Consider the following 2,240-nt stretch of genomic DNA (forward strand, 5'->3'; position numbering starts at 1 on the left):
ATCATGAGCGCAGGTCATGCGATCCTATATGATCATTTCCTACCCATTACTCCGGCGAAAAAGATCAAACAACATACTTTCCAACCCTGATGTTAAAGAAAAAAGAAGCAGATCATTAAAGAATGATGATGAATTTAACTCGAATCAGTACGAACTTCTCTACCCCTCTCCACATTTTATCTCGAATTATTTATTCCTTTTTCAATCGCTTCAACGCCAATACGGCTTCCTCATTGTCTTTATCTAAAAGAACTGCCATTTCATAACTAGTAACAGCAGGTCTTTTTTCATTTATCTTTCTATATGCCTCCCCTTTCAGATAATAAGGATAAGATGAACGAGGAAACTTCCCAATCACTCTATCCGTGAGTTTCAATGCTTCCCGAGGCTTATTAATTTCTATCAGAAATTGGATGGCCTGGTTCCAGTCCTTTTCCGAAAACACATCTTTAATATAAAATTTTCTTAATTCAGGGCGATTCGCCAAAAAATAGAAGCAAGGCAAATTTTCCTTCCAATCTGGATTTTCTTTAATTGCTTTCAGAATGATTTTCACAGCAGCATCTTCCTCTCCTCCCAACAACATCCCCATAATTAGTTTGCTATAAATTCCATTCCAGCCTTCTACCAATTTCCCGGCCTCATTCAAAAGCTTAAGTCCATGTACCTTTTCTCCATCTTTCAAAAGCTTGATGGCTTGATTCAATTTGATACGTCCATAATGAAAATTCAAAAGGCGTTGTAATTCTATAAGCGGATATTTAGCATCATCCACTCTTAAATCGATCTGATTATACCATTCCTGACCTGCTCCTTTCACCATCAAAGCTGCAGATTGTTTTCCTGTAATTTGTCCACCGGCATCCTGCCCTGCCCGGATACTTGTTAGCAGGCGTTCGGCCAAAGTCCCCGTACTATGTTCATAGCTTTTAGCCATAGAAGATAGCACTCCCTCCGCCAATTGATTCCCCAGGACCACATAATGTTTCCCTGTTAAATGCGTAGCATCACCTTTCCAAAATTTCAAAGCTGAACCTGTATAAGCATATACATTTCCAATGGAATCAATACCGGCAATTTGCCTGAAATTTGCATCTTCATCATTAGCTCTCGTAGATTCAATTGCTTCTTTTACGGACTTACCTTTCTTCAATGCTGCGAAACCATTTATTGCATAATCTGGATCTGTTTCAGCGATCACAGAAAAAGCCCCCAGTCCTGGCTGGATATAAACAGTAGAATTACCAACATAGATATTATTTGTAGCTACAGCTATCCCCCATTCTTTTGCAGCGGAATCATATGCTATAATAGAAAAAGTTGAATTAATGTTCCTGTCAAGGAGTAAGCTAGGGAGATTCTGAGCAGAACAGTATAAAACCGTAAGATGAGAAATAATGAACAAGACTATTTTCTTATACATAAATTTGGATTTACAATCCAAAACAAGACACCATAAAAAATGATTCGTTGCAGGCAATCTTTAAACATTTGTTAAACGACGAATCCGCCTCAGATAAATAGCATTACTGAAAATGGTTGAATTCGACCCTATTGGTTCTGTCAGAAGAAAGAAAGGGAATTGGGAAGATTTCAGGTCAGGTAAGGGAAATATATAAAAAGTACTTAAACTTATTTTGGATCAAGCATATCTCTGATCCCTGTATATGGTTCTGACTTTCCTTCTTCCACTTCTTTGGATGATTTTATCAATCCGTCAATTACATGACCAGGATGAGCGGCCTCTTTTTGTTCGAAAGGAATTTTCATTGTTTCCAGCACAGCTTGCAATGCAAGCATCTGCTCTTCATTTGCGGGGTAAACAATCAATCTATCCATAAACAAATATACCAATTCTCTATGTGATTTCAGGAAGCTTCCTTAACCAGATATATAGAACGGCAAAGGACTCAGAGCTGAATACAAGAAGAGGGGATAGCAGATCTGCTGCAGAGGAACCGGAGATCGTGTAAACCAGGTGCATAGCGTGTCAAAGACTTCAGAGGTGAATAGTTGGCTGATATAAAGGATTCAGGTCTAATAAAAGAAGAAAGGATGGCGATTTGCTGCCGGGGGATATGGAGATCCTGTAAATCAGTGTCTCCGGACAAAAAGCTGATAAACAAGAAAAGCCTGCAGTTTTCACTACAGGCTTTCTTTTAAGATTTGGCACCGACCTACTCTCCCACGTGTTACCGCAGTACCATCGGCTCTGGTGGGCTTGACTTCTCTGTTCGGAA

The 2,240-nt window shown here is 39.2% G+C and carries 2 protein-coding genes and 1 rRNA gene; all 3 read right to left on the reverse strand.

Annotation, left to right across the window (positions count from 1 at the left end; all coding sequences use genetic code 11):
* Positions 1–190: 190 nt before the first annotated feature.
* Positions 191–1,423 (reverse strand): DUF1028 domain-containing protein, encoded by a 1,233-nt coding sequence (locus BUC20_RS33495; RefSeq protein ID WP_073239202.1) that lies wholly within the window; start codon positions 1,421–1,423, stop codon positions 191–193.
* 209 nt (positions 1,424–1,632) lie between these two features.
* On the reverse strand, positions 1,633–1,839 hold the full coding sequence (locus BUC20_RS33500) for a DUF2683 family protein (RefSeq protein ID WP_073239204.1): 207 nt from the start codon (positions 1,837–1,839) through the stop codon (positions 1,633–1,635).
* A gap of 325 nt (positions 1,840–2,164) precedes the next feature.
* A 5S ribosomal RNA gene (gene rrf, locus BUC20_RS34510) occupies positions 2,165–2,240 on the reverse strand; the annotation flags it as partial.

Source organism: Pedobacter caeni (assembly GCF_900129215.1).
In the GTDB taxonomy this organism is placed as follows: domain Bacteria; phylum Bacteroidota; class Bacteroidia; order Sphingobacteriales; family Sphingobacteriaceae; genus Pedobacter; species Pedobacter caeni.